This is a genomic window from Neptunicoccus sediminis (genome assembly GCF_001719615.1).
GTDB classification, from domain to species: Bacteria; Pseudomonadota; Alphaproteobacteria; order Rhodobacterales; family Rhodobacteraceae; genus Amylibacter; species Amylibacter sediminis.
This window is the reverse complement of sequence record NZ_MDVX01000012.1, coordinates 39,667-63,114: the sequence shown is the minus strand read 5'-3', so window position 1 is coordinate 63,114 and position 23,448 is coordinate 39,667. Positions and strand designations below refer to the sequence as shown.

21 protein-coding genes are annotated in these 23,448 nt (G+C 58.7%); 3 read left to right on the top strand and 18 right to left on the bottom strand.

All coding sequences use genetic code 11. The features are described 5' to 3' along the window. Nucleotides 1-6 precede the first annotated feature (6 nt). Nucleotides 7-2,259 carry a phosphoenolpyruvate--protein phosphotransferase gene (gene ptsP, locus BFV97_RS12780; protein ID WP_069300774.1) on the top strand — a complete coding sequence of 751 codons (2,253 nt, stop codon included), beginning with the start codon at nt 7-9 and terminating at the stop codon, nt 2,257-2,259. 273 nt (nt 2,260-2,532) lie between these two features. On the opposite strand, the gene recN is transcribed toward ptsP, so the two are convergent. The 18 genes from recN to BFV97_RS12690 form a co-directional block, all read right to left on the bottom strand. Further along, on the bottom strand, nt 2,533-4,185 hold the full coding sequence (gene recN / locus BFV97_RS12775) for a DNA repair protein RecN (protein WP_069300773.1): 1,653 nt from the start codon (nt 4,183-4,185) through the stop codon (nt 2,533-2,535). A gap of 87 nt (nt 4,186-4,272) precedes the next feature. Next, nucleotides 4,273-5,121 (bottom strand): outer membrane protein assembly factor BamD, encoded by an 849-nt coding sequence (locus BFV97_RS12770; protein ID WP_069300772.1) that lies wholly within the window; start codon nt 5,119-5,121, stop codon nt 4,273-4,275. A 129-nt stretch (nt 5,122-5,250) separates the two neighbouring features. Continuing rightward, nucleotides 5,251-6,168, bottom strand: a complete 918-nt coding sequence (lpxC, locus tag BFV97_RS12765) for a UDP-3-O-acyl-N-acetylglucosamine deacetylase (RefSeq protein WP_069300771.1) — start codon at nt 6,166-6,168, stop codon at nt 5,251-5,253. Nucleotides 6,169-6,315: 147 nt separating this feature from the next. Beyond that, nucleotides 6,316-8,010: a cell division protein FtsZ gene (ftsZ, locus tag BFV97_RS12760; RefSeq protein ID WP_069300770.1), complete on the bottom strand. Its 1,695-nt coding sequence runs from the start codon at nt 8,008-8,010 to the stop codon at nt 6,316-6,318. Between the two features lie 176 nt (nt 8,011-8,186). Beyond that, nucleotides 8,187-9,521, bottom strand: coding sequence for a cell division protein FtsA (gene ftsA / locus BFV97_RS12755; protein ID WP_069300769.1), 1,335 nt, complete (start codon nt 9,519-9,521; stop codon nt 8,187-8,189). Next, a complete protein-coding gene (locus BFV97_RS12750; protein WP_157888323.1) occupies nt 9,521-10,480 on the bottom strand; it encodes a cell division protein FtsQ/DivIB in 960 nt (319 codons plus the stop codon). The genes ftsA and BFV97_RS12750 overlap by 1 nt, the downstream gene beginning before the upstream one ends. Further along, complete coding sequence (locus BFV97_RS12745; RefSeq protein WP_069300768.1) at nt 10,468-11,382, bottom strand: D-alanine--D-alanine ligase; 915 nt, start codon at nt 11,380-11,382, stop codon at nt 10,468-10,470. Before BFV97_RS12745 ends, BFV97_RS12750 begins: the two co-directional genes overlap by 13 nt. Nucleotides 11,383-11,432: 50 nt before the next feature. Beyond that, the gene (murB, locus tag BFV97_RS12740; protein ID WP_172827918.1) at nt 11,433-12,374 is read right to left on the bottom strand and encodes a UDP-N-acetylmuramate dehydrogenase; all 942 of its coding nucleotides are present in this window, start codon (nt 12,372-12,374) and stop codon (nt 11,433-11,435) included. Beyond that, a complete protein-coding gene (locus BFV97_RS12735) occupies nt 12,358-12,687 on the bottom strand; it encodes a DUF2484 family protein (RefSeq protein ID WP_069300767.1) in 330 nt (109 codons plus the stop codon). The genes murB and BFV97_RS12735 overlap by 17 nt, the downstream gene beginning before the upstream one ends. Nucleotides 12,688-12,704: 17 nt before the next feature. After that, a complete protein-coding gene (locus BFV97_RS12730; RefSeq protein WP_157888322.1) occupies nt 12,705-13,031 on the bottom strand; it encodes a DUF2484 family protein in 327 nt (108 codons plus the stop codon). Continuing rightward, nucleotides 12,998-14,392: a UDP-N-acetylmuramate--L-alanine ligase gene (gene murC / locus BFV97_RS12725; protein WP_069300766.1), complete on the bottom strand. Its 1,395-nt coding sequence runs from the start codon at nt 14,390-14,392 to the stop codon at nt 12,998-13,000. The genes BFV97_RS12730 and murC overlap by 34 nt, the downstream gene beginning before the upstream one ends. 1 nt (nt 14,393) lies before the next feature. Next, entirely contained in the window at nt 14,394-15,482 is a 1,089-nt protein-coding gene (locus BFV97_RS12720) for a UDP-N-acetylglucosamine--N-acetylmuramyl-(pentapeptide) pyrophosphoryl-undecaprenol N-acetylglucosamine transferase (protein WP_069300765.1), read from the bottom strand. An 8-nt stretch (nt 15,483-15,490) separates the two neighbouring features. Further along, entirely contained in the window at nt 15,491-16,663 is a 1,173-nt protein-coding gene (ftsW, locus tag BFV97_RS12715; RefSeq protein WP_069300764.1) for a putative lipid II flippase FtsW, read from the bottom strand. A gap of 230 nt (nt 16,664-16,893) precedes the next feature. Then, on the bottom strand, nt 16,894-17,412 hold the full coding sequence (locus tag BFV97_RS12710; protein WP_069300763.1) for a CarD family transcriptional regulator: 519 nt from the start codon (nt 17,410-17,412) through the stop codon (nt 16,894-16,896). Nucleotides 17,413-17,654: 242 nt separating this feature from the next. After that, on the bottom strand, nt 17,655-17,993 hold the full coding sequence (fdxA, locus tag BFV97_RS12705) for a ferredoxin FdxA (protein WP_069300762.1): 339 nt from the start codon (nt 17,991-17,993) through the stop codon (nt 17,655-17,657). A gap of 121 nt (nt 17,994-18,114) precedes the next feature. Further along, complete coding sequence (locus BFV97_RS12700; protein ID WP_083225632.1) at nt 18,115-18,501, bottom strand: RNA-binding S4 domain-containing protein; 387 nt, start codon at nt 18,499-18,501, stop codon at nt 18,115-18,117. 10 nt (nt 18,502-18,511) lie between these two features. After that, the gene (locus BFV97_RS12695; RefSeq protein ID WP_069300761.1) at nt 18,512-21,370 is read right to left on the bottom strand and encodes a helicase-related protein; all 2,859 of its coding nucleotides are present in this window, start codon (nt 21,368-21,370) and stop codon (nt 18,512-18,514) included. A 125-nt stretch (nt 21,371-21,495) separates the two neighbouring features. Next, complete coding sequence (locus BFV97_RS12690; protein WP_083225631.1) at nt 21,496-22,062, bottom strand: tetratricopeptide repeat protein; 567 nt, start codon at nt 22,060-22,062, stop codon at nt 21,496-21,498. A gap of 74 nt (nt 22,063-22,136) precedes the next feature. On the opposite strand from BFV97_RS12690, the gene BFV97_RS12685 reads away from it, so the two are divergent. After that, on the top strand, nt 22,137-22,427 hold the full coding sequence (locus BFV97_RS12685; RefSeq protein ID WP_069300760.1) for an SCP2 sterol-binding domain-containing protein: 291 nt from the start codon (nt 22,137-22,139) through the stop codon (nt 22,425-22,427). A gap of 82 nt (nt 22,428-22,509) precedes the next feature. Then, nucleotides 22,510-23,436: an alpha/beta hydrolase gene (locus BFV97_RS12680; RefSeq protein ID WP_069300759.1), complete on the top strand. Its 927-nt coding sequence runs from the start codon at nt 22,510-22,512 to the stop codon at nt 23,434-23,436. The last annotated feature ends 12 nt before the right edge of the window (nt 23,437-23,448 follow it).

The window sequence follows — 23,448 nt, the reverse complement described above, 5'->3', positions numbered from 1 at the left end:
GGTACGGTGGTAGATTCTCGGCTCGATAGCAGACAACTGCTCACCAGACTTCGCGATACGCTCGCAGAGGATGGTGACGGACAGCAACGGTTGGATCACATCACCCAACTGGTTGCGCAGGGCGTGGGCACAGAGGTCTGCTCCGTCTACCTGCGTCGGGACCGCCAGACACTGGAACTTTGCGCGACGGAAGGACTGAAAAAGGAATCCGTCCACGTCACCCGCCTGCGCTATGGCGAAGGTCTGGTGGGTCGTGTCGCCAAAGAGGCCCAGCCGATCAATGCCCAGAACGCAACGGCCGAACGGGGATTCCGCTATATGCCGGAAACAGGGGAGGAATTATATTCCTCTTTCCTTGGCGTACCTGTGCAGCGGCTTGGTGAGGTTCTGGGCGTTCTGGTGGTGCAAAGCCGCGAGCAGCGGGAATACACCGAGGACGAGGTTTACGCCCTTGAAGTCGTAGCGATGGTGCTGGCCGAGATGAAAGAGCTTGGCGCTTTCGTGGCGGACGGCGAGGCAATGACCCCGCCCCACCAGCGCCCGATCATGTTTACGGGCGCCTCTGCGCAGGAGGGCGCCGCGCGAGGTTCGGTTGTCCTTCATGATCCCAAGATTGTCATCACAAATCCGGTGGCCGACGATCCGGAAGCCGAAAAAGAGCGTCTGAACGCGGCGATGGACAGCCTGCGCATTTCGGTGAACGATCTGCTGAATACGTCGCGCAGTGATACGGATGTGGAGCAACTGGAGGTGATGGAAACCTACCGGATGTTTGCAAACTCCAAAGGCTGGCGTGCGCGTCTGGAGGCCAGCATCGACCGCGGCCTTGCAGCGGAAGTCGCGGTAGAAAAAGAGCAATCCGCCACCCGCGCCCGTATGGCGCGCGTGCCCGATCCCTATCTGCGCGAAAGACTGCACGATCTGGACGATCTGTCCAACCGTCTATTGCGGATCCTCACCGGACAGGGACGGTCTGTCGGGGATGAATTGCCGGATCGCCCTGTTTTGGTGGCCCGAAACATCGGTCCCGCTGAATTGTTGGAATATGGCAAGAAATTACGCGGGATTGTGCTTGAACAAGGGTCTGTTGGTTCCCATGCTGCAATTATCGCGCGGGCCTGGGCAATCCCGATGGTGATCCATGCCGAGGATATTACCCGCGAGGCGCTGAACGGCGACACCATTCTGGTGGACGGGGATCAGGGCATTGCGCATCTGCGCCCGGACGACAATGTCGCCACTGCTTTCAACGATAAAATCGCAATGGCGAACAAGGCTCTGGAGCGGTTCTCGGAGATCCGCGACAAGCCCGCCGTGTCAACCGATGGCACCCGCATCAACCTGCTGATGAACGCGGGTCTGCTGGCCGATCTTCCCAGTCTGCAAGGCTCTGGCGCGGAGGGTGTGGGGCTGTTTCGCACCGAATTGCAGTTTCTGGTGCGCAACGAGATGCCCAAGCGAACCGATCTGGCCCAGCAATACGGGCGGGTGTTTGAAGCAGCCAGAGGCAAGCCAATCACCTTTCGCACGCTCGACATCGGCTCGGATAAGGTTGTGCCGTTCCTGAAGCCCGAAGACGAGCCGAACCCCGCGCTCGGCTGGCGGGCGATCCGGATCTCTCTGGACAAACCGGGCATCATGCGGATGCAGCTTGAAGCGATCCTGCGCGCTGCCAAGGGACGCCCTGTTAACATTATGTTCCCGTTTGTGGCCCAGTTCGACGAATTCAAAGACGCAAAAGCCATCCTTGAGAAAACGATCGAAAACGAATTGCGCCTTGGCCATGTGATCCCCAGCGACATCAAGGTCGGCGCGATGCTGGAAACCCCGAGCCTTGCCTTTGCGCCAAACCAGTTCTTTGAAATGGCAGACTTTATTTCTATCGGCGGCAACGATCTGAAACAGTTTTTCTTTGCAGCGGACCGCGAAAACGAGAGGGTGCGGCGGCGTTACGATACGTTGAATGTCAGTTTTCTGACCTTTCTGAAGCAGATTTGCGAACGCTGCTTTGAGTTTGATACCCCGGTCAGTTTCTGCGGCGAGGATGCGGGTCGCCCGCTTGAGGCTATGTGTTTTGCGGCAATTGGGTTGCGGACCTTGTCCATGCGTCCCGCTTCGATTGGTCCGGTTAAGGACCGTCTGCGCTCGGTTAATCTGGCCGAGGCGAAAAAGGCGATTGAAGAGGCCTGCCTGTCCGGGGATCAATCCGTGCGCGACCGGATGCGCAAGTGGTATGCGGATCATCAGGCGGAAGATTAACGAACGGCGATCTGTCACCCTGCCAATTCATATATTTGGACAAGTTTTTCGGGCGCATTGCAACATGCGCGGCGGAAAAGCTGCGCCGCCCCGTTCGATCACCCTTCATATATGAAGCGTCTTATATGAAGCTTCATATATGAAGCGTGTTGTATGAAGCTTCATTTAAGAAGCTTCATATACGCAGTATGTTAATCCGGTTTGGCATCCAAAAACAAAGCACCAGCACGGCAGCATTCGCCTTGCCTTACTCATCGCGTCATAAAATGGAAGTCACGACCGGCGGGTTAGCAGGGTTCTGGCAGCGGCTTCGGCTTCGGGCGTGATCACATCCCCCGCCAACATCCGCGCGATCTCGCGCGTGCGCTCTTCCACGTCCAATTTGGCAACAGTGCTAAGGGTTTCGCCGGCCTTAACCGATTTTGACACCTGCCACTGATGCGCCCCCTGTGCCGCCACCTGCGGAGAGTGTGTTACCACCAGAATTTGCGCGCTTTGTGCCAGCGCGGCCAGACGCCGTCCGACCGCATCCGCAGTCGCGCCACCAACGCCTCTGTCGATCTCATCGAAAATCAGCGTCACACCTTCGCTGCGCTTGGTCAGGCAGACCTTCAAGGCCAGCAAAAAGCGCGACAGCTCCCCGCCCGAGGCAATCTTGTCAATCGGGCCGGAGGGCGCACCGGGGTTCGTCGCAACCGTAAAGGCAACATCGTCGCGCCCCTCCGGTCCGGCGTCGCCTTGGTTAATTTGCGTGGTGAAAACCGCCCGCTCCATCTTTAGCGGTGCCAGTTCCGCCAGCATCGCCTTGTCGAGCTTCAAGGCGGCTTTGCGGCGGGTCTCGCCCAGCTTTGCCGCCAGCGTGTCATACTGCCCCTGTGCATCGCGCACCGCCCGTTCCAGCCCGTCGATATGATCCGCGCCACCGTCGATAGCCGCCAGTCGCGCCCGCAGATCGGCGGCGAATTCTGCCAGCGCATCGGGCACCACATTGTGCTTGCGGGCCAGTCCGCGGATCGCGAACAGCCGTTCCTCTGTGGCCTCCAGTTCCAGCGGGTTGAAATCCAGCGCGTTGAGACAATCCTCTACCCCGCGTTGGGCATCCGCCAGTTCTGACAGCGCACGGGACAAGGCACCAATGGCCGGTTCCAACTGGGGTCCGGCGTGGTCCGAGGCCCCTTCCAGCCAGCGCAGGGCATCGGTCATCGCCCCTTCGGCTGCATCCCCGCCAAGGGCATTCGCAGCCTTTGCAATGTCTTCGCGGATCCGTTCCGCGCCCTGCATCAACCGGCGGCGGGTGTCGAGCGTTTCTTCCTCGCCTGCCTCCGGATCGAGCTTGTCCAGCTCCTCCACTGCATGGCGCAGATATTCTTCATCCGCTTTTGCTTGTTGCAACGCCTCTTGCGCCTTGTGGAGCGTGTCCCGCGCCGTGCGCAGCGTCTTCCACGCGCCCTGAATTGGCGCCAGATCCACGCCGGCAAATGCGTCCAGCAAAATCCGGTGGCCTCTGGGGTTCAACAGGCCGCGATCATCGTGCTGGCCGTGTAATTCCACCAGCAGCTCGGACAGTTTGCGCAGGGTTTCACCAGACACGCGTCGATCATTCACAAAGGCGGTTTTGCGCCCGCTCGGGGTGTTTGTGCGGCGCAGGATCAGCTCTCCCTCATCCAGCGAGAGTTCCTGTTCAGCCAGTACGCTGTGGATCGGGTGTACGGTGGGGATTTCAAAGACCGCCGTAACCTCGCCCTGCTCTGCCCCGCTGCGCACGAGATCAGCCCGCCCGCGCCAACCGAGCACAAATCCGAGACTGTCCAGCAGAATGGATTTCCCCGCGCCGGTCTCGCCGGTAAGCACGTTCAGACCTGACTGGAAATCAAGGTCCAGCCGGTCGATCAACAGCATGTTACGAATGGAAAGGCCGCGCAGCATGGCGAGTTACGTCCTGTTCAGACTATGGATAAAGCAGCCATATCCGAGACCTTCCCGAATGGCCGGTTCGCAAAACTCAGCCATCGCTCAGAGCCATTCGCCCCGTGCCACCTGACGCCAGATCTGTCTCAGCCAGCCTTGACTATCGGCGCTGGCGTCATCCGTGGAAATCCCCCGCCCGGTCAGCAGAACATGGGTGTCTTTGTACCAGTCTGTGCCCTGAAAGTTGTGGCCAAGAATGGCACCAGCGGTCTGCGCGTCACTGTCCAGCCCAAGCGAGACATAGGCTTCTACCAGACGGTGCAGTGCTTCAGGGGTGTGGGTGGTGGTCTGGAAATCTTCAACCACAACACGGAAGCGGTTGATCGCCGCCCCGAAGTGGCCCTTTTTCATATAGAACCGCCCGATGTCCATTTCCTTACCGGCGAGGTGATCCAGCGCCAGATCGAATTTCAACAAGGCGGATGAGGCATATTCGCTGTCGGGATAGTTTTCCACCGTGTTGCGCAGAGCTTGCAGTGCCTGAAAGGTGATGCCCTGATCGCGGCTTACGTCGTCGATCTGGTCATAAAAGCTGAGCGCGATGAGGTATTGCGCATAGGCGGCATCTTCGTCTTGCGGATAAAAATCCAGATAGCGTTGGGCCGCGCCTCGGCTTTCCTCATAGAGTTTGGCCTGATGATAGGCAAAGGCCGACATGATGATGGACCGTTTCGCCCAGTCCGAATAGGGGTAAAGCCGCTCAACCTCGGTAAAGAGTTTGGCGGCTTCTTCCGCGCCTTTGCGCTGCGAAAGTTTCGCTTCGGCCTGTTGGTAAATGGATTCAGGCGGCTGGTTTTCGAGCGAAACCTCCTGCTCGCGCTGTCCGCAGCCGGCAACCAGAACAACCGAAGCTGTCAGTATTCCGTAAACTGCCTTCTTGCCTAAGTGCATCATACCCGCATCACCCTGTCCCGCTCGCCCGACGATAGGCTGCATTTTACGGGTTAACTAGCACAAAACCAACCGAGTAAAAACGCTTTCGTCCGGTTTTGCACGAAGATTTGTGTTTTGTTTGTAACAGGTTCAGGCCAGCACAAAGTCGGTCGGCTTGATATGGGCACCTGGCAGGTCGTGCCACTGGCTTGGGGTGCATTCAACCATTTCCCATGCGTCAGGCCGCGCAAACAATTCGCGCAGCAGCAGGTTCGTTGCACGGTGGCCGGCTTTCTCCCCGTGATACCGCCCGATGATTGGATGACCGGCCAGCGCCAGATCGCCCAAAGCGTCCAGCATCTTGTGGCGCACACATTCATCCTCGCGGCGGAACCCTTCCGGATTCAACACAGTATCGCCGTCCACAACAATGGCATTTTCCAGACCGCCCCCAAGGGCAAGACCCGCGGATTGCATCATATCCACGTCACGGCGCAGACAGAAGGTCCGGCAGTTGGACAGTTCGCGCACAAAGGCACCATTGGACATTTGCAACGTTTTTGACTGTTTACCGATGGCAGCTTCGTCAAAATCAATGGCAAATTCGATTTCGATCTTTTCTGACGGGGACAGGCTGGCCGAGAAACCGTCAACATTGATGCTGACAGGTTTCAGAATGCGGATCGCCTTCAACGGGGCGTCCAGCTCTTTCAGTCCGGCCTTCAGGATCGCCGCCACGAAGGGCGCAGAGCTGCCGTCCATGATCGGGATTTCCGGCCCGTCAATTTCAATCATCGCGTTGTGAATCCCTGTGCCGGCCAGAGCAGCCATCAGATGTTCCACGGTGGACACTTCAACACCGGCGTCATTGGCCAGTCGGGTGCACAGCCGCGTATCGTTCACGTGATCGTATCGCGCAGGGATCATGTTGTCGCGATCCGCAACATCAACCCGTTGGATCCAGACCCCGAAATCAGCGAGAGCAGGCGACACGCGCAATGCGGCACGCTTGCCGGAATGGAGTCCTTTTCCAACAATCTCGATCGGGGTTTTCAGAGTTCTTTGCATCATGCACCTGTGGCTTTGCTTACCCAATTATCTAGGGAACCCGCAGCAAAAGCTCAATTCACGCTTTGTGACGCTATGTGACAGTGCTGAAACAAAAAAGGCACATCGCTGACGTGCCTTTTTAGAAATGATCTTATACGGGCCGGACTAGTTGGCCTGACGGCGCAAAAACGCTGGAATTTCAATGCGTTCCTGTTCCGGATCAACGTGCTCTTCTTCTTCCGCGTACTGTGGCGCCGCAGAGCTGACCTGCGGCTGTTCACGATGGGCGGTGGCTTGCACATCGCCGTGACCTGTCATGCGAGAGATCAGACTGTTCAGACGAAACCCTTTGGGCTTTTCTTCATGGGCTTCACCGCTGAAGAATTTCGGAGTCTCTGCGGCCGCTTCCTGCGCACGGGGCGCTTTGGCTACGGCAGCTTCCAGACGCTGCATGGTTTCAGGGCTGACCTGACCGGGCTTGGCGGCCTGCGGCGCCACAAAACCGGAGCGTTGGTCAAAGAAATTGTCAGGCGCTTCGACCGATTCAACCTGTGTCTGCTGGGGCTGGTAGGCCGGTGCAGGCAGTCCGTCGTCGGTGGTCGGCTCTTCGATGACCTCGTGCTGGGCGGTGTCCTGTGGCAATTGCTCGAACAGGCTTGGCTCTGGCGTGGTGGCTTGTGCGGCAACCGGCTCTGGCTGGGATTGAACCTGTTCCGGTTCAGCCATTTGTGCCGCTGCGGAGTCCTGTGCAACTGCGGGCTGTTCTGCCGGAGCCTCTGCAACAGGGGCCGGAGCAGGTGTCGGTGCGGGCACGGCAACGTTGATTTCCGCTGCGCTTTGGGCCAGCGGTTCTTTGAGGGTGCGGCGTGGTACGGGGATGTCCCCTGCCCCAACAGCCGCGTCGATGCCTGTGGCAACCACGGAGACGCGCATGACGTCTTCCATGCTCGGGTCCATTGTGGAGCCGACGATGATATTTGCTTCCGGGTCCACTTCTTCGCGGATGCGGTTGGCAGCTTCGTCAAGTTCAAACAGTGTCAGGTCGTTACCACCCGTAATGTTGATCAGAACGCCGCGTGCACCCTGCAAGGAAATCTCGTCCAGCAGGGGGTTCGCTATAGCTTTTTCGGCAGCCTGAATTGCGCGATCTTCGCCAACAGCCTCACCTGTGCCCATCATCGCCTTGCCCATTTCGTCCATCACGGAACGGATGTCGGCAAAGTCGAGGTTGATGATACCCGGACGGACCATCAGATCGGTTACACCTTTCACGCCCTGATACAGAACATCGTCTGCAAGGCTGAAGGCTTCGGTGAAGGTGGTTTGCTCATTCGCAATCCGGAACAGGTTCTGGTTCGGAATGATGATCAGCGTATCCACAACCTTTTGCAGACATTCAACGCCTTCTTCGGCCTGACGCATGCGGCGGGTGCCTTCAAACTGGAACGGTTTGGTGACAACGCCAACGGTCAGGATGCCCAACTCGCGGGCGGCTTGTGCGACGATGGGTGCGCCACCTGTTCCGGTGCCACCGCCCATACCGGCCGTGATAAAGCACATGTGGCTGCCCACCAGATGATCGACGATCTGCTCGATGCTTTCCTCGGCAGCGGCCGCGCCCACGCTGGGACGGGCGCCGGCGCCCAGACCCTCGGTGATTTTCTCACCCAGCTGGATTTTACACGTCGCCTTGGTGGACTGTAGTGCCTGTGCATCCGTGTTCGCGACAACGAAATCAACACCGTCCAGTGCTTTGTCGATCATGTTGTTGACCGCGTTGCCACCGGCCCCACCAATACCGAATACTGTGATCCGTGGTTTCAAATCTACCATCTCTGGCATACGCAAATTCAATGTCATGTTCTATCCGCCTGTAGTTTTTTTGTTTCGCCGTCTGACCAACGGTCGTTTACGCCCTGATTCGGTATGCTAAACGACTGATTCGCTCAGGTCACGAAAAATCGTTGGAATTGCCGCCTATATTGTAACGGATATGGGGGATTCTGCAAGATTTTGCCGGATCAACCATAGCTTGTTTACCAGTTCTCCTTGAACCACCGCATAGCGCGTTTGAGGGGCTGTCTGCCCTGCCCTGCCATTGGCAGGTTAAAATCCCAGCATTCATCCTGAGGATGGGCTGCATGCAGCGCCAACCCGACACTCGCCGCGAAAGCCGGCCCTGTGGCAGCTTGCGGAAGCCCTTGAATCCGCAGCGGTTTCCCCAGACGCACCTGCTGGCCGAGAATGCGGCTTGCCAGTCCTTCGAGACCCGGAATCTGACTGCCTCCGCCGGTCAACACAATACGTTGACTCGGCAGATGGTCAAAACCGGCAGCATCCAGCCGAGCGCGCACCTCTTCGAGAATTTCTTCCACACGGGGCCGCATCACGCCGATTAACTCGGACCGGCTGATCCGGCGGCGGTCGTGGTCAAAATCGCCGGTATCCCCGCCAATTTCGATCATATCGCGGTCATCCATCCCCGTCGCGACAACGCCGCCGTGGAAGGTCTTGATCCGCTCTGCCGTAGGGGTCGCCACCTGTAGCCCCTGACCGATGTCAGAGGTCACAAGGTCACCGCCCATACGCACGGAATCCGCAAAAATCATATGCTTTTTAAGAAAAATCGATACGCTGGTCGCGCCACCGCCAAAGTCGATACAGGCGCCGCCGAGTTCCTGTTCGTCCTCTACCAGCGCCGAGACTCCGGCCACATAGGAAGAGGATGCAAAACCGGCCAGTTCCAGATCACAGCGTTTGATACATTTCAGCAGGTTCTCAATCGCGCCGGTATCAATGGTCAGCAGGTGCATATCCACAGACAGACGGTTGCCGATCTGACCGCGCGGGTCTGACAGGCCGGAGCGATGGTCGAGCGCAAAGTTCACAGGCATGGCGTGGATCGCCTCGCGTCCCATGCCATAATCCGGCACATCACATTCCGCCAGCACCCGCCCGATGTCGTAATCCATCACCGAGCCGTTTTCCAGTTGCACCGCCCCTGTCACCCCGTAGGACCGCGGCTCTGCGCCGGACATACAGGCAATGACATGATCAACGCGGGTGTTCGCCATCTTCTGTGCCGCCTGCACCGCCGTGCGGATTGCCCGCTCGGTCTCTTCCATCGTGCTGACTTCGCCAAAGCGCACACCGCGGGAACGGGTGGTGGCCACGCCAATCACACGGAACGCGCCGTGGTTGGCCATCGCGGTCATACCCTCTTGCGCATTCATCTGCACCGAAGGGTCGAATTGCAGGATCATGCAGGCGATTTTGGACGTCCCCACATCCAGAATAGCCACCACGCCCCGTTGCAGGGCCGCGCGGCGGCGTTGTCTCATAGCGCGTTGTGTTTCGTATAGTTGTGTCATCAGGTTTCACTTTCCCCATCGGCTATGGCCCGCAGCCGGTGCAGTTCTTCGACGGCCGCTGCGGTTAATCTCAGAACCGGGCGGCGCCCGTCTCTCATGTCTACAACTGTTACATCCCGCCCAAGCAGGTCACGCGCCCGTTGCAGCGCGACAACCCGCTCCAAGGCCGCGACCGGACGTTTGACCGGAAGCTGGATAATCTGCCCGCGGTCCAGCATCACATCCCAGCGGCGCTCTCCGACACGGCGCAGCCCGCGAATGCGATCCGATAGTGGGCCGGCCGCCGCGAAAAGCCGCAGCGCCTGCCCCGCGTATTCCTGCGCACCTTTGCCCAGAATTAACGGCAGTCCAAGATAGCCTTCACGGGTTTCAAGCACGCCAGCCCGCGCGCCCACCGCATCCACCAGTTCCAGATGATCGGCACCACGCCAGACCAATGCGGGGACACGCTCGACAATTTGCACATCCAGCACGCCGCTGCGCAAAAAGACATCGGCGCTTTTCACCGCATCAATTGCTTCGATCTTTTCCTTCAGCGCCGCCAGATCCAGTTGCAGGGAACTGACGGGAAACACCATCGGAATAGCCTCGCGCACCTGTTTTGAGACAACGGTGCTGCCCCCCTCGACCTGCATCAGGTTCACAGCAAATTCGGGGCGGTTTTCGATCATGGTGCGGGCGTTGGTCACGCTTTGGGCCAGCCGCGCCTGCACTTTGGGATCGGAGAAATGATTTGCCACCAGTCCGACCACAATCGCAATCGGCAAGCCGGTGCGGATCAGGGAGCGGTAGAGCGGTGTCAGCCAGATCCGCTCCAGCCGGTATTTGATCCGACTCGGGCTTGGATCGGGACGCGCGGCCGGTTGGTGCGCAGAGCGTTCGGTCCGCTCTGTATAGGAGGGTTGCGTGTCGGGATCACGGTAGACCAACCGCTGGCGCGGCATATCTATCGCTGACATGATGCATCCTCCACCAGCCAAGCCACCAGTTGCCCAAAGGAAATGCCGCATTCCGCAGCCTGCTCCGGCGCAAGGGATGTGGGGGTCATACCGGGTTGGGTGTTTGTTTCCAGCAGGATCAACCCGTCCAGACCACGGGACTCATCCCAGCGGAAATCCGTCCGGCTCAGCCCGCGACAGCCCAAGGCATCATGGGCGCGCAGGGCGTAATCGAGACAGGCGTCAAAAATCTCGGCAGGGACATTTGCCGGCACCTCGTGACGGGACCCGCCGGGTTTGTATTTGGCGTCATAGTCATACCAACCATCGGTCAGGATGTCGGTCACGGTCAGCGCCTTATCCCCCATCACCGCGGTCGTCAGCTCCCGGCCCGGAATAAATTTTTCCACCATCAGCACATCGGGCATGTCATCGCTGATCTGCGCCGGACCATTGGCCGCTTCGTTCACGAGGTAAACGCCGACGGAAGACCCTTCGTTGAACGGCTTAACCACATAAGGCGGCGCAATCGGGTGGCCTTTGCTCACGTCCTCGCGGGAGACAAGCCGGTGCTCGGCAACGGGCAGTCCGGCGGCGGCGAAAACCTCTTTGGATTTCTCCTTATCCATCGCAAGGGCAGAGGCAAACACGCCGGAATGGGTATAGGGAATCCGCATCCATTCAAGCACACCCTGAACGCAACCGTCCTCACCCCAGCGCCCGTGAAGCGCGTTGAACACAACATCAGGATTGGTTGCACGTAAATCCGCCATCAGATCCGGACCCGCGTCCAGTTCAGTGACTTCATAACCTTCCGTGCGCAACGCCTTTGCGACCTCGTGACCGGAGGATAGAGACACCTCACGTTCAGCCGAAGGGCCGCCTTTTAGAACTGTTACGCGGTGAAATGCCCTGCTCGACATGACCGCCTCGTCTTTTGCCCCGGCCTTTTTCGGCTCTCACGGGCTACCGCTTATTGTGCCGCCGGTTTGCCGACGCGCATGATTTCCCATACTAGGGTTATTCCACTGTTTTCGGAAACCCTTTTTCGCACCAATTCCCCTAAATTTTCCAAATCTGCGGCAGAAGCGCCACCTTTGTTGATCAGGAAATTGGAATGCATCTCGCTCATCTGGGCGCCGCCGATGCTGGCACCGCGCATTCCCGCGTCGTCAATGACCTTCCACGCCTTCAGATCATGGGTATCATCCGCCTGCCCTGTGGAAGAATAACCTGCGGGATTGCGAAAGGTCGACCCGCAGGAACGCTCCTTGGTGGGCTGGGTCGCTTCGCGCTTGGCAAGCGCCTCTGCCATTTTCGCTTCAATCGCCTCCGGCTCACCCGCACGCCCCTGCAATACAACAGATGTCAGGATCATCCCTTCGGGCAATGTGGTGGAACGATAGGCAAACCCCATATCCTCCGGTGTCAGCGTCACCACTTCACCTGTGCGGGTCAGCGCCTCTGCCTGCACAAATACATCCGCCAGATAGGTACCATAGCACCCCGCATTCATCTTTGCCGCCCCGCCGATTGCCCCCGGTATCGTGCGCAGAAAGGCCAGATCAATCCCCACCTGTGCGGCTTTGCGGGCGACGTGGGCGTCAAGCGCACCGACACCGGCACGGATGCGGTTGCCCTCCAGAACCTCTATCCCATTGAAACCACGACCAAAACGCACCACCACCCCGTCCAGACCACCATCGCGGATGATCAGATTGGAACAGACCCCAATGGGAAAGACCGGCACAGACGGATCAAGCGCGGCCAGAAAATCCTGCAAATCCGCCAGATCTGCCGGTTGGAAAAGAACCTCTGCAGGGCCACCCACCCTCAGCCAGCTTAGCGTGTCCATCGGACGGTTTGGCGTCAGCGTACCGCGTACCGGCGGCAGGGTCTCAATATTCAGGCTCATTCGGGTTTCTTTCGCCGTCTTCAAGTTTATGTTCCTCCAGCCAGGTGAACGGCTGTCCGGTGATCCGCGCCCATGTAAACCGCCCGATATAGTAAAGCGGCCAGCGCATGATCGAACCGACACCTGCCACAAACATCAGGGCGATGAAAGGGTTTCCGGCGATCCACAAGTAAGGGATCAACGGAACAAGAAGCAACAGAAGCAGGAATGCACCGGGGGGATGGTAGGGTCTGGGGCACAGGGCGACTACGGTTCCCATGCCGACCCAGCAGGCAGCAAAGACAATGGCCGAATTCAACCCGATTTCAATCACACGCTTTCCTGACCCCGCTAATAGAAATCAAACTTCGGGCCCTGAAAATCCTCTCCGGTGAACTTGGACCGGATATAGCGCCCCAGATAAACAATCGGCCAACGCAACAGCGACCCGACCGCCGCCAGAAACAGAACCGCCAGAAACGGATTTCCTGCAATCCACAAATAGGGCAATAACGGCACCAGCAACAGCATTAGCAAGAAGGCTCCGGGTGGAATGTAACGGGCGGGCAAAAGGGCCACAACGGTGCCAATCCCGACCCAAGCGGCCGCAAACACAATCGCGGAATGCAGCCCGACCCCGAACACTACCCCAAAGCTTTCGGCAGATTGTTGGCCCAAGCGCTGATCGTCCCTGCCCCGAGGCAGACCAGAAGATCCCCCTCTTCGCAATTTTCCGCCACAAAAGCCTGCAAAGCGGCCTCATCCGGTACAGCAACCGCCTTACGATGGCCGTGGGCGGTCAGCCCTGCCACCAACCCGTCCCGATCCGCCCCCGCAATCGGGTCTTCTCCGGCGGCGTAGACATCGGAAATGCCGACAACATCCGCATCGTTAAAACAGGAACAGAAATCCTCAAACAGATCGTTCAGACGGGAATAGCGGTGGGGTTGATGCACTGCCACAACCCGTCCTTTAGTGGCTTGTTTCGCCGCCGACAGAACGGCGGTGATCTCTACAGGATGGTGGGCGTAATCGTCGATCACGGTCACACCATTCACCACACCCACACGGGTAAAGCGGCGGTTAACGCCCTTGAAATTCTTCAGCGCCTCGCGGATTTCAGCCCGCTTCAGCCCCAGATGACGGGCAACCGCAATCGACGCCAGCGCGTTGGAAACGTTGTGATCGCCGGGCATCGGCAGAACCACATTCTGGATATAGGAATCCTCGGATTGCAGATACACGTCGAAATAGGCCTGCCCGTTTTCGTACCGCAGGTTATCGGCACGCACATCGGCCTGTTTGTTAAACCCGTAGGTCACAACGCGCCGGTCCCCGAGCCGCCCGACCAGCGCCTGAACCTCGGGATGGTCGGTGTTGCAAATGGCCACACCGTAAAACGGGATGTTTGAGACAAATGTATGGAACGCCTCGCGCAGATTTTCAAAGCTGCCGTAATGCTCCATATGTTCGGGGTCGATATTGGTGACAACCGCAATCGTTGCGGGCAGACGGTTAAAGGTGCCGTCACTTTCATCCGCTTCCACGACCATCCACTCTCCGTCGCCCATCCGCGCGTTGGAGCCATAGGCATGGATGATCCCGCCGTTAACCACCGTCGGATCAAGCCCACCGGCATCAAGCAGGGTCGCAACCATCGTCGTCGTGGTGGTTTTGCCATGTGTGCCCGCAATGGCCACGTTGGATTTGAGACGCATCAGCTCGGCCAGCATTTCCGCGCGGCGTACAACCGGCAAGCCGCGGGCGCGCGCACTGTCCAGTTCCGGATTGCCCGGTTTGATGGCGCTTGAAATCACAACAACTTCGGCATCTTCCAGATTTTCTGCCATCTGCGGAAAGCAGATCCGCGCCCCCATATCTGCCAGACGATCGGTGATTTTAGAGGGTCGTAAATCCGATCCTTGCACCGTGTAGCCGTGGTTGATCAAAACTTCGGCTATGCCTGACATGCCAATTCCGCCGATGCCGACGAAATGGATCGGCCCCAGCTTGGTTGGCAATTTGGTTGCTGCGTTCATACTATTCTCCTGCCAGTTGGGCCACCAGATCGCCAAGTTCTCTGGCGGCATCCGGTTTGCCCTGTGTCAAAGCGGCGTTTGCCATATGCAAGGCGCCCTCACCATCACTCAGGACGGTTTCAATGTTCTGTGCCAGAACTTCGGCTGAAAGCTGGGATTCCGGTATCACGATCGCAGCCCCTGCGCTGGCCAGTCCTCTGGCATTGGCGCTCTGCTCGTCCCGAATTGCTATGGCCAGCGGGATCAGGATAGAGGGACGCCCGATGATGGAAATATCCGCCACACTGGACGCACCGGACCGGCTGATCACCAATTGGCATTCGGACATCCGCGCCGGAATATCGTCAAAAAACGGGGATACATCGGCGTCCACGCCTGCTGCGGCATAAGCGGCAACCGTGTCGTCATGGTCCTCGGCGCGGGCCTGTTGGGAAATCCGCACGCGGCGCTTCAGATCCTCGGGCAGCAATGCAATCGCTGCGGGAACCGTTTGGGACAAGATGCGGCTGCCCTGACTGCCACCGATGGCCAGAACGGACATGGGCCAGTCGCCCGGTGCAATATAGCCTGCACCGGCCCGCTCCAAAACGGCACTGCGCACCGGATTGCCGGTAAAGACGCCGTCCACCCCATCGGGCAGCTCGGTCGGCCAGGTGCCACAAGCAACCGTGTTCACCCGTTTGGCAAAGGCCTGATTGACCCGCCCCAGCACGCCGTTCTGTTCGTGGATCAGTCGCGGCGTTTTGGTCAGGATCGCAGCAATCATCGCAGGCAGGGCCGGATAGCCGCCAAAGCCTGCCACCACCGCCGGAGGGTCCTGCCGCATCCGCCGCCACGCCGACAGCGCACCGCCCGCAATCCGCAGCGGCACGCCCAGTTTCGCCTTCAGACCACCCCGCGCAAAGGTGCCGGAATTCACGACTTCGACCTCTACCGCGTCGGGAAAGCCCCCTGTGTAGCGGGCGCCTCTTGGATCGGTGCTCAGCCGCACCCGCCAGCCGCGGGACAGCATTTCTTCTGCAAGCGCTTGGGCCGGAAACATATGTCCGCCAGTGCCGCCTGCTGCGATGACCAGTAATTTATCTGCCATGATACCCCTTATCCGCCACGGTTTTCATTCCCGAAAACGTCGCTGATATCCCCTTGGGGACGGGTGCGTGTAAAGGCCAAAAGGAAGCCGAGGCCAATTCCCGCCGCAACCAGCGAGGAACCGCCGTAAGAGACAAAAGGCAGGGTCATTCCCTTGGCGGGTAACAGCCGGACCGCAACCCCCATGTTGATCAGGGCTTGCATTCCAAACAGCGCCGCAAGGCCGGTTCCGGCAAAGCGGATGAAGGGGTCCCGCTCGTGGATCAGGCGCAGGAAAGAGCGCACGGTGATAATCATGAACAGGGCAATGATCGCCAGAACAAGGATCAGACCATATTCTTCTGCCGCCACTGCGATGATGAAATCCGTGTGGGCATCCGGCAGGGACCATTTCACGCGGCCCTCACCGACGCCAACCCCGAAAAAGCCGCCTTCCTGAATGGCATTGGTGGCATAGCCGATCTGGGTGCGCGGATCCACTTCGGGGTTGAGATAACCGTCGATCCGGCGGGCAAAGTGTTCAGAGGAATTATAGGCGATGAAACCGGCTCCGACCACTCCGCCAGCCAGTCCAGCCAGCAACAGCATCGGCGCACCGGCCACGAAATACATCAGCGTCCAGCTTGCAAGAACCAGACAGGCCTGTCCGAAATCCGGCTGCAGCGCCAGCAGAAAGGCAATCAGTACCGTCACCGCAAAGGACATACGCTTACCGGGCGGGCCACCGACCTCAAAGCTGGCGGCCATCAGCCATGCGGAAAACACCACAAAGCCGGGTTTAAGAAACTCGGACGGCTGCACAGAGGCAAAACCGAGCGAGATCCAGCGGGTTGCCCCCTTGCCGAAATCCGTACCGATAAACGGCAAGGCACAGATCGCCAACAGGCAGCACACAAAGCCGAAAACCCCGAGGCGACGGACGTGTTTGGGCGACAGCATTGACACAAGGATCATTGTAATCAGGGCGATAGAGCCGAAGAACAACTGCTTGTAGACATAGTAGAACTGCGTCAGCCCGTTCCGTTCGGCCAGCGGCACCGAGGCCGCAAGCCCCAGCAGAATACCGATAAGAAACAGCATCATGATCGCAGAAAGCGCCCATTTATCCACCGTCCGCCACCATTTGGGCAACACGGGTTCACCGGGCTTTGAAGCCACAGTGCCAAACACCATTTCCGTCATCGTAAACGCCTGTCCTTGCCTATGCTCTGCCAGATCCCGCCGCCTCTTTAACGGGCTGGCTGGGACATCTGCCAAGTTTAGTCACGATCCGCGCAAAAAGCTAGGGGTGATTCGGTGCTGTTTGAAAACCTGTTAAAGCCTGTGGCGCTGGCCGTGCCCACCGCCCGCTTGCACAACAAAAGGCCGCCGGTGTTTCCACCGACGGCCCTTTGATCCGACAGGATCACACCTTATGCAGCAGCAGCCGCACGGCTGGACAGAACCTCGTCAATGCGGGTCTGCGCCTTCATTTCGTCGTCACCGTCAACCGCGGCCACTTCACGGGTCAACCGCTCCAGCGCGGCTTCGTAAAGCTGACGCTCTGAATAGGACTGCTCGCGCTGGTCGTCGCTGCGGTGCAGGTCGCGCACCACTTCCGCGATAGAGATCAGATCACCGGAGTTGATCTTTTGCTCGTATTCCTGCGCGCGGCGGGACCACATGGCACGCTTCACACGGGCACGCCCCTTCAGCGTGGTCATGGCCTTGGCCACAACCTCGGGGCTGGACAGGCCGCGCATACCAACAGCGGTTGCCTTGGCGGTCGGAACCCGCAGGGTCATTTTGTCTTTTTCAAAGGCAATCACGAACAGTTCCATATGGATGCCGGCGATTTCCTGTTCTTCGATATTGACGATCTTGCCAACACCGTGGGAGGGATAGACGACAAAATCGTCCGGATTGAAGTCCAAATTCTTTTTCTTAGCCATAGAGTCCATGGTCCTTTTATAGCAGCCCTATCAAAGCACCCCGATCCGCGGGGGCCAGTTTTTGAAACAGCGAAAACCGCTACCTTGGCTGAACGGGATCGCCAAAGCACCGAGTTTCCAGAGTGGCAAAAAAACGGGAGCGAGCAGCCTCCGCCGATAGTCGGGCCTATTTCCAATCATCATCATACCACAAAACCGGCCCCTTTCCTAGAGGCCGGTAAAATTGCAGATATTGCGGTGGATTATTCGCCTTTGCCAGGGTTGGGCGAGAAGTATTTCTCCATCTTGCCCTCTTCCCCGTCGCGCTCCTCGGCGTTGGGCAATGCGTCGATCTTGGTGATCAGCACCGGCCATTTTTCCGAATACTCGCGGTTGAACTCGACCCATTTTTCCATATCCGGCTCGGTGTCCGGACGGATCGCATCTACAGGGCATTCCGGCTCGCATACACCGCAGTCGATACATTCATCGGGATGAATGACCAGCATGTTTTCACCCTCGTAGAAGCAATCTACGGGGCAGACTTCCACGCAATCGGTGTGTTTGCAGGCGATGCAGTTCTCGATAACCACATAAGTCATTAGTATACTCTCAAACTCTAGGTGTTATTCGCGTTATAGGCTTGTTTTACAGTCGCGGCCAGAGCGAATTTTGTCCTGCCAAATCACAGTTTCGCAGGTCAAACGCACCGGAGTTGCCGCCCTAATCCGCACTCTTGTCCTTGAACCGCTCCATCGCGGCCCGTTCCTGCCGGTTGGGACGGCCGCTGCGGTCGGCTTCGGGATTCGGTGGATGGTAGGGTCGGTCCTGTTTTTGGGGTGGCGACAGATCACTATAAAGCGACTGCGCCTCCGGTGCGGGGCCGCGCCGCTCCCCGAGCGCCACGACCTCTATCACCCGCACATAATCCCCCTGAGGAAAGGTCAGCACATCTCCGGCCCCCACGCCGAAACTGCCCTTGGAAACCCGTTCAGAGTTCACCCGCATATGACCGCCCGCAACCAGTTTGGCGCTCAGGCTGCGCGATTTGAAAAACCGCGCAAACCACAGCCATTTGTCGATCCGTATTGTCGGGCGGGCCGTATTCAACTCTGCCTGCTCAGGATTTGTTCTTAAGCGCCATCAGGGCTGCAAACGGGTTGTCAGGGTCAATCGGTTTGTCCCTGTTCGGGGCCGGTTTGCCGCTGCGTGGCTTGCCTTTATGCTCCGGCTTCTTAGCATTACCACGGGGCTGACCCTTGCCCTGCCCTTTGCCTTTGGGCCCGGCGTTACGCGCACGGCCCTGATCGGCGGGGCGTTTTTTGGGCACCCAGCGGAAGGTGTAGAACACCTCCATCTCTGCGGCTTCTGCCTCTGCACTAGCGTCCGCGCTGGCGTCAGTGCTGGTTTCAGGCTCAGCCTCAGCCGTTTCGCCCGACGCGGCAGGCGCGACCTCGGCCGCTGCTTCGGGGGCAACCTCTGTCGCTGTGGACTCTGCCACATCCGCAGGTGCAGTTTCCGGCGCTGCCTCCGCAGGTGCAGCGGCCTCTTGTGCTGCCTCCGCAGGTGCAGCAGCTTTTTGCGCCGGCTCGACAGCTTTCACCTTGGCCCGCTCGCCCCGCTCTCCTGCGTAGCCGAGACCACCCATAAGATCCGCGAATTGTTCCAGCGTCATGCCGGTGATCGACAACATATCCGCTGTCGCCTCAAACCCGCCACGGGTGTCCACAGCCCGCAGCATATCCGCCAGACGCTCCAGCATATCAATGCGAATCGCCCGTTCGCCCGCAAGACGATAGCCCGCACGGGGATAATAGCCCTTCGGCGCATCCGGAACGGCCGGAATTGTCACCAGACCGGGGGGCGGTGCCTCCGGAAATTCGGACAGGCCTTCCTGCAAGGACCACAACACCAGACGCAGACGGGTCGGCGCGGGTTTCAGCATCAGGTGCTGAAAGATGGTAAACTGGCCAAAACGGATACCGTGTTTGCGCAGCAGGCCCCGTGCGTCCTGATCCAGTGCCTTCACATCGTCCGCAATCACCGAACGGGGGATAACCCCGAGCGATTCCACCAGACGGAAGGCAACCCCGCGGGCCAGCCCTGTGACGGTCTCATCGTTCTTCAATGCGATCAGCGGCTCGAAAACCGCCTCGATCTTGCGGTTGATAAAGTGGCTCAACCGGCGGCGCAGCTTTTCTGCAACTTCCGCACCGGCTTCTTCATCTACAAAGGGTTCGACAATCGGGGACAGCGCATCGCCGCCGGCAACCAGTTTGCCCACCGCGTATTCGCCCCACATCAGGCCGCCTTGCTCGGTAAAGTCGAACTCTGTGTCCGGCGCATTGTAAAACCGGTCTGACATCAGCTTGAATTGTGGCTGCAATGCCTGCAATGCCGCAGAGCGCAGTGTCTTTGCCTCTTCACCGGTTGCTTTGGGGTCCAGTTGGAACCTGAAACCTGTCAATTTACCGGCAAACTGCCCCTCTACGGTCACTTCACCCTTGTCGTTCACTTCAGCCACAAGGCTCTCCTTCTGCTTCAACCGCCGCATCAAAACGCTGGTGCGCCGGTCGACAAATCTCTGTGTTAACGCGCCATGCAGCGCATCTGATAGGCGATCTTCTACTGCACGGGTTTCGCCGCGCCAATAGTTTTCATCCTGAACCCAGCCCTTTCGTTGGGCTACATAGGTCCATGTGCGGATATATGCCAGTCTTTTGGACAGGGCATCAATGTCTCCGGCGGGTTTGTCGATCCGAGCAACGCGGTCCTGCAACCACCCCTGGCTAATCTGCCCGTCCTGATGCAGGAACTCGAAAATCCGCTGCACGATGGCGTTGTGCTCGTTGAAAGAGACCTGCCGGAAGTCCGGTATCTGGCAGACATCCCACAACAGGCGCACAGCCGCAGGGGTACGCGCGCGTGCCGCCACCTCCGGTATCTGACTCAATGCCTGCAGGGTGCGGTGATCGTCCGCGTCCCGCGTGCGGGCCAGTTGCATTTCGCCCGACGGGGCAGATAGCGAGTTCAACAAGGCGTCAAGCGTACCGAACTCCAGCCGGTTGTTGCGCCATTGCAGCTTTTTGATCGGGGTAAAGCGGTGGCTTTCAATCGCTTCAACCACCTCGGGGTCCAGCGGCGGCGCCTCCCCTGTAACACCAAACGTCCCGTTGTTCGTGTGACGCCCTGCCCGTCCCGCGATCTGGCTTAACTCGTTTGGCATCAGGTGACGCATCTTGCGCCCGTCAAATTTGGTCAGGCTGGAAAACGCCACATGGTTCACATCCAGATTAAGCCCCATGCCAATAGCATCTGTGGCCACCAGATATTCAACGTCACCATTCTGGTACATCTCTACCTGTGCATTCCGCGTCCGTGGCGAAAGCGCCCCCATCACCACAGCCGCCCCCCCTTTCTGGCGGCGCAGCAGTTCGGCAATGGCATAGACATTGTCAACCGAAAACCCGACGATTGCAGAGCGTTCGGGCATCCGGCTTGTCTTTTTCGGACCTGTGTAGCTCAGCTGGGAAAACCGCTCACGACGCATGAACTCCGCTTTGGGCACCAGTTGCGCGATCACACCGCGCATGGTTTCCGCCCCCAGAAACAACGTCTCGCGACCGCCCCGCATATGCAGCAGGCGGTCGGTAAACACATGCCCCCGTTCCGGATCGGCACACAGTTGCACTTCGTCAATTGCAACGAAATCTGGACCGATCCCCTGCGGCATTGCCTCGACCGTGCAGACCCAATAGGCGGCACGGGGCGGCACGATCCGCTCTTCCCCTGTCACCAGCGCCACCACAGACGGACCGCGCAGCGCGACGATCTTGTCGTAAACCTCTCGCGCCAGCAGACGCAAAGGCAGGCCGATTACACCCGTTCGATGCGCCAGCATACGCTCGATCGCGTAATGGGTCTTTCCGGTGTTGGTGGGCCCCAGAACCGCACAAACGCGCGCAGGCAAATTGGTCATGATAAACGGCTTCCAGCTTCTCGAGAGGCACCTCTACACCGAAACACGCTCCCGCCTCAACCACAGAGCAATAGCGAGCCCAAACCGGCTTCAATGTTCCAAAAATACTCAGATGGCATTGCGGGCTACAGCGGCACCCCTTCCAACTCGGCGCTCAGCCGCTCGATGGCCAGCTTCACTTCGGGGCGGTGGGGGTGGATCTCTTCAACCTGCTGGTAAACCTGCAAAGCATCTTCGGGACGTTCCAGCCGCTCTAAGATCAGCGCGAGTCCGGTCAGGGCGCGAAAATGGCGGGGTTCAAGCAACAGGGTCTGGCGGATGTCCACAATCGACAGGCCGTAGCGGTCTTTGGCAAACCACGCCGTGGCCCGCGCATTCCAGCCCTCTGCGAAATCGGGCGCATGGTCAATCAGCGCCGAGAAATGCATGATCGCCGCATCAAAATTGCCCTCCCGGAGCTCTGACCGGCCCCGCTCCAGCAGCAGGTCCATCGCGGCGGAGCCTGATTTCGACCACGCCTGAAAGATCTGCCTCTCAATGGCAGGCACTTCCTCTGGCTCGGCGGTCTTTAGCTGTTGAAACAAACCGTCTAAAGTTTCGGTTTGCGCTATCGTTAAAGTTGCGGCAAATTGCAGTCCAAAGGCAATTGGGATCGCATAGATTAACGCCACGGCACGGTTTGCAGTTTTCATAAAAAGTCACCATGTTTGGTTCTGCAGATTAATCTAGGTCAAAACCTGAAAATTGGAACCCGAAAGGATCAAACATGAGCGATGTAATCAACCAGGCGGTCGAAGCGCTGAACGCGAAACTTGGCGATGACGGCTTTGACGGATCGGTCAAAGTGGAAATCACCGGCGAAGGCTCGCTGGTTGTGGACTCAAATGGCGCACGGGCCGGAGATGAAGAAACAGACTGCACCCTGACCGCTGACGCTGAAACCTTCGTCGGCATGATGGACGGTGATGTGAACCCGACCTCTGCTTTCATGACCGGCAAACTGGCGGTGGATGGAGACATGGGCGTTGCCATGAAACTGGGCGCTTTGCTGGCGTGATCCGGTAGGGTCGCCATCCCTGTGGCGACCCTTTCCAGCCGACCGGTACGCCGAATTGCCCCATGACGAGGATATTGCACCTATGGACACCGCAGAGCTGCACACCGATCTGGAGCGCATGCCCGAAGGCGGCAAAGCCTATTGGCGAAGCTGCGCGGACGGAACCCGCATCCGCGTCGCGGTCTGGCAGGGCAGCGGCGACAAAACGGTTCTGGTGTTTCCGGGCCGCACGGAATTTATCGAAAAATATGGCGATGTGACGGACCGCCTGCTGGATCGCGGCTATAGTGTGGCTGTGGTGGACTGGCGCGGTCAGGGCCTGTCGGACCGCCACCCCGTGCACCCGCCTATGGGTTGGGTGAAGGAATTCAGCGACTACCAGCTTGATGTGGCCGAAGTTCTCGCCACGGTGCGCGATACGGGCCTGCCCGATCCTTATGCGATGATTGCCCACTCTATGGGCGGGGCCATCGGCCTGCGTGCCCTGCTGGACGGACTGCCTGTCGAAAAGGCGATCTTCAGTGCGCCAATGTGGGACATTTATGTTGCCTCCCACATGCGGGTGCCGGCGTGGATCGTTTCCACCTTCGGGCCGGGCATTGGATTGGGACAGCGCTTTGTGCCCACAGGCGGGCCGACGAATTACGTGCAGGAGCAACCGTTTGAGGGCAACGCCCTGACCAATGACGAAGCCAGCTACAAAGTCATGCAAAGTCACATCGCGCAGCATCCCGAAATGGGTCTCGGGGGACCGTCCGTTCACTGGCTGAACCGCGCCAAACGGGAAACCCGCGCCCTGATCGCAGCCGCACCGCCCCCCCATGACTGTCTGTGTTTTCTGGGCAGCAAGGAATCCATCGTATCCAAAGACGCGATCCGCAAGGTCATGGGCAAATGGCCCAACGGCCAACTGGTGGAACTGGAAGGCGCACAACATGAAGTTCTGATGGAAGAACCCCATGTATTAAAGCAGGTCTGGCTGGAAATTGATGCCCATCTGGACGAATAACCCTTTCCAAGA

Bases quoted from the DNA above. Each gene is read 5' to 3' on its own strand.
- recN (WP_069300773.1), bottom strand. From the start codon at position 4,185: ATGCTGCGCGGCCTTTCCATTCGTAACATGCTGTTGATCGACCGGCTG.
- BFV97_RS12770 (WP_069300772.1), bottom strand. From the start codon at position 5,121: ATGATGCACTTAGGCAAGAAGGCAGTTTACGGAATACTGACAGCTTCG.
- lpxC (WP_069300771.1), bottom strand. From the start codon at position 6,168: ATGCAAAGAACTCTGAAAACCCCGATCGAGATTGTTGGAAAAGGACTC.
- ftsZ (WP_069300770.1), bottom strand. From the start codon at position 8,010: ATGACATTGAATTTGCGTATGCCAGAGATGGTAGATTTGAAACCACGG.
- ftsA (WP_069300769.1), bottom strand. From the start codon at position 9,521: ATGACACAACTATACGAAACACAACGCGCTATGAGACAACGCCGCCGC.
- BFV97_RS12750 (WP_157888323.1), bottom strand. From the start codon at position 10,480: ATGTCAGCGATAGATATGCCGCGCCAGCGGTTGGTCTACCGTGATCCC.
- BFV97_RS12745 (WP_069300768.1), bottom strand. From the start codon at position 11,382: ATGTCGAGCAGGGCATTTCACCGCGTAACAGTTCTAAAAGGCGGCCCT.
- murB (WP_172827918.1), bottom strand. From the start codon at position 12,374: ATGAGCCTGAATATTGAGACCCTGCCGCCGGTACGCGGTACGCTGACG.
- murC (WP_069300766.1), bottom strand. From the start codon at position 14,392: ATGAACGCAGCAACCAAATTGCCAACCAAGCTGGGGCCGATCCATTTC.
- BFV97_RS12720 (WP_069300765.1), bottom strand. From the start codon at position 15,482: ATGGCAGATAAATTACTGGTCATCGCAGCAGGCGGCACTGGCGGACAT.
- ftsW (WP_069300764.1), bottom strand. From the start codon at position 16,663: ATGACGGAAATGGTGTTTGGCACTGTGGCTTCAAAGCCCGGTGAACCC.
- BFV97_RS12710 (WP_069300763.1), bottom strand. From the start codon at position 17,412: ATGGCTAAGAAAAAGAATTTGGACTTCAATCCGGACGATTTTGTCGTC.
- fdxA (WP_069300762.1), bottom strand. From the start codon at position 17,993: ATGACTTATGTGGTTATCGAGAACTGCATCGCCTGCAAACACACCGAT.
- BFV97_RS12695 (WP_069300761.1), bottom strand. From the start codon at position 21,370: ATGACCAATTTGCCTGCGCGCGTTTGTGCGGTTCTGGGGCCCACCAAC.
- BFV97_RS12690 (WP_083225631.1), bottom strand. From the start codon at position 22,062: ATGAAAACTGCAAACCGTGCCGTGGCGTTAATCTATGCGATCCCAATT.
- BFV97_RS12685 (WP_069300760.1), top strand. From the start codon at position 22,137: ATGAGCGATGTAATCAACCAGGCGGTCGAAGCGCTGAACGCGAAACTT.
- BFV97_RS12680 (WP_069300759.1), top strand. From the start codon at position 22,510: ATGGACACCGCAGAGCTGCACACCGATCTGGAGCGCATGCCCGAAGGC.